The 3523-nt window shown below is 39.4% G+C and carries 2 protein-coding genes; both read right to left on the bottom strand.

Annotation, left to right across the window (positions count from 1 at the left end):
• Positions 1-16: 16 nt before the first annotated feature.
• Positions 17-745 carry a hypothetical protein gene (locus tag CHU92_RS01475; RefSeq protein ID WP_094411886.1) on the bottom strand — a complete coding sequence of 243 codons (729 nt, stop codon included), beginning with the start codon at positions 743-745 and terminating at the stop codon, positions 17-19.
• 54 nt (positions 746-799) lie between these two features.
• The gene (locus tag CHU92_RS01470; RefSeq protein WP_165764561.1) at positions 800-3382 is read right to left on the bottom strand and encodes a hypothetical protein; all 2583 of its coding nucleotides are present in this window, start codon (positions 3380-3382) and stop codon (positions 800-802) included.
• Positions 3383-3523 lie beyond the last annotated feature (141 nt).

Genomic DNA, 3523 nt, shown 5'->3' with positions numbered 1-3523 from the left:
TTTTATTGATTTTTAATCAATTATGTTTTTTGTCGTGTACTAAATTATATTTTAGATAATAACTAGTAAAGGATTTTGTGATTTTGGGTAAAACAGAAATTCTTCCCCCTTCCTGTTTTTTATAGACGGTAACATTTCTTTTGTTTTCATTACTATAAAATTCAACGGTATTTTCTAATAGCGCCCTTAGGAATAAATCAGAAAAACTTTTAGAATACCCTTGATGGTCTAAATAATTGAAACTACACACCTCCCCATCTTCAGCAGCAATATCGTCTGGGTGATAAGGCTTAAAGTCAGGAGTAATAACAACAGTATCAAGCTCTTCTAAAACAAATATTATTTTTTCTGATAGTTTGTCATAATAATACTGAAAAGGGGTAGGAGTATCAATAGTAGTTAATGTATTTGCATCTAACTCAATCCATTGATCTGATATATATAACGGTATTCTTCTATACCTTGTGATGTTACTACCGTTTTGATTTACTTCTTCACTTTCAAAATAAAAAATATCCCCATTGGGTTGAGGTAGCAGATGCAATTGGTTAACTGTTGTGTCATTTGAAATTTTATAGTAACGGGATTCGGTATCAAGTTCATTTTTGGTTACGGTTGTTCCCAGGTCATAATTGTCATTATCTTCCGTAAAATCTACATCCACTATCTGTACGGGTTTACCTTTAGATTTTATGGAGTCTGGGCTAATTTTTAAATAAGCTATAATTTTTTTTAAATCGGTCATAAAATAGGAATTGAAAACATCCCCGGTGAATCTGCCGGGGATGTTTATTTTAGTTTATGGATTTGTTGCCTCATCAATGGCATTTTTAAGCGCCTGCACAGAAATCTGGGCTACCACCTGGCGTGGGCTGTCATCTGTTGTGAGCTGTAAATAGCCATTATTTATATCTATATTCTCAATGGTACGCGCGCCCTGCCCGGCCGGAATGCCTACCTGCGCGCCGGTAATTTCGAGCTGGCTGCTTTGGGGCACTTCGGCAGGGTTTTCAAAGTCGCTTAAATCCTCGTCATAAGGCAGCGCTTTCTCAACCCTGAGGCCTATGCTTTCTGCCTGCAGTATGGTTAGGGAGGTAGGCACGCGTGTGGCCCATGCTTTACCGATTTTTTTACCTTCTGTCCTGCGCATTTCATCTACGATAGAGAGGTATAGCGGGTCGCCTATTACAGGCACTTCGCCGCCCTGCCATATTTGCCCGGTCTGCATATAATACCGTACAGCTTCTTCAAAACCGGGCCTTACGGTAACTATAACCCTTGCCATGCCACTTTGCATAAATGCTTTGAAAACAGGGTCGTGCGTTTGGTCATACTGGTACATTTCAACCCAGTTGGACCTGTTGCCCCAGTAGTAGGGGTAAAAGTAGTAGCTCATGATGTCCCACTCAAAAGCCTGTTCCATAAACTTAACAAAGGAAGCATATTCGTCCAAATCCTTGGTTTGGCTAATCATAGCGTTGCCAAAATGCAGTGTTGTGTCATTGTTATTTTTGCGATAGAAATCTTTACCAAATGTTTTTTTGGCATCAGGGTTTGTATTGATAAGGTATGAAATACAGTTTTTGCGGAGTATACTGTTTTCAATTTCCCTGTAAAAGCCGGGGTTGGTACCCAGGATTTTTACCCCGTTAGCTGTTTCCTGAGCTATTTGTTCATTATATTTTTGCAGCGCCTCTTCGTAAGCCTTGATGATGGCATTGAAGGTGTCCTGTTGCCATTTTTCCAAATGATTGTTGGTGAGGGTACAACGTACCCTTATAGACCCGATGATCAAAGGGCTTTCGCCGGTAAGATAGGAATATTCCAGTTTTCCCTGCACATTAAAATCTGTTAATGTGCCTGATTTAGAAGTACTAATTCTATTCACTATCCATAAAGATTCTTTACCACCTACAGAAATATATCCCTGGTGTGCTCCCCTAAAGTTATGAGGGTAGGTGCCAAAGAAATAATGTGCTGTGGTAGCTATGTAATTTTCAGGAATTTCAATTTCTCCTTTTCCAATTGCGGTCTGGATTTTTCCGTCGTCACCACCGGTATGGTGTGGATCCCTGGCTTCAAAAGATTTTGTAACTTCAATGTTTTGTAAAGGTTTTTGGGCAAATTCCACGTTATAAATTCCTGTCCAGTACTTCAAAACCTGGTCGGTCAGCATGGAATAATCTGCCAGCTTATAAGTTATAGCTGTCCTGGGATCCTGGGGTTTTGGGATTGTAGTGGCTTTTTTGGCGCCTGCAAGGTCTTCCAGTGCTAGTTTGTGAAGGCGGGCGGGTTCAGGCACCATAAATTCAAACATGAGGCGTTTACCATAGTTGACAACCTGGTTTTTATAAATTTTATCTACCCATCTGTAAACGCCCACTACATGCCTGTCGCCTTTTCTGTTGTCAAAACCATGGCTGTTGTTTTCTTCAAACTCTTCCAGGATTTTTTCAATCCGTTCTTGTTTTACTTTGTTCACCACTCTGTCCAGTGCGCGCTCTGTAATTTCTTTTGAATTAGTTACTGCCTGCCGGTTGCTTTCTTCTCTGGAGGAATGTGCCGCAAAACTGGCATTGGCATTAAATATTAATTGTTCATTGGGTTTAAATTGTACTCCGGTCGCAGCAGAAAAGTCTTTACTGCTGGCTATAACCCTTGCTATTTCATTTTGCATTTCAAATCTTTCTACACTGGAAGTGTCAGTAAGGTTTTCACGTTCTGTTTCGCTGGTTAGTGACTCGGTTACTTCGCTTCTTCTAAGGCGTCGTGTAGATTTTTCTTTAAATTCACGGGCCATTATATTTTCTATATGTGCTACTTCACCTTCAACATAACCCTGTATACTCTGTTCAACTTTGTTATAATCTGCAATGCCTATTTGCTTTACCCCAAAACCGCTTGGTATGAACGGTTGCTCAGCGGCAACAGTAGTTGTATTTCCGGGAGTTGTAATACCATTAGTATCTCCACCATTATCGGGCAGTTTTATTTCAGGGAACTCAATGAACCCTCTGTAAACCGAAAATAAATTGAAGTTAAGTATAGATATTGTGGCAGTATTTCCGTTGACAAACTGGAAGGTTACTAAAAGTTCTTTTGGATTTGTTGTTATTCCTGCCATGTTCAAATTTAAAATAGCCTCATAGCCGTCAAAATGCTGCACTAATGTAGAGTTCCTTTGTATAAAGCTATTGTCAGTACGTATCATTTTATATTGTATGTTAGCAACCCTGAATTGAGGGGATGGAATTCCTAACATAACTTCCAGTGTCCTTATATTGGTTGGGGTCAACCGCGTTTTTCTTCTCGTTTTTTCTTCATATTGGAAAGGCCTTAAAGGGCTTGGTGTATTTGAAATGTTGATTACGGAACTTCCCAAAACTACAGATGTTACTCCTGTATTTACAGTATTTTGCTGGCTTGTATTGTTGCCTGTTTCTATAAGCTGGTTAACGTAACCATTTAACTGGCTGAAGTTAAGTACACGACAAAAATTGTATTAAATTAATTTCCAGCTTAT

The sequence above is a fragment of the Flavobacterium cyanobacteriorum genome (assembly GCF_002251835.1).
Taxonomy (GTDB): Bacteria; Bacteroidota; Bacteroidia; order Flavobacteriales; family Flavobacteriaceae; genus Flavobacterium; species Flavobacterium cyanobacteriorum.
The sequence above is the reverse complement of the archived record's forward strand: the minus strand, read 5'-3'. Positions and strand labels throughout refer to the sequence as shown.

Coding starts and splice junctions, on each gene's coding strand:
- CHU92_RS01475 (WP_094411886.1), bottom strand. CDS start 745: ATGACCGATTTAAAAAAAATTATAGCTTATTTAAAAATTAGCCCAGAC.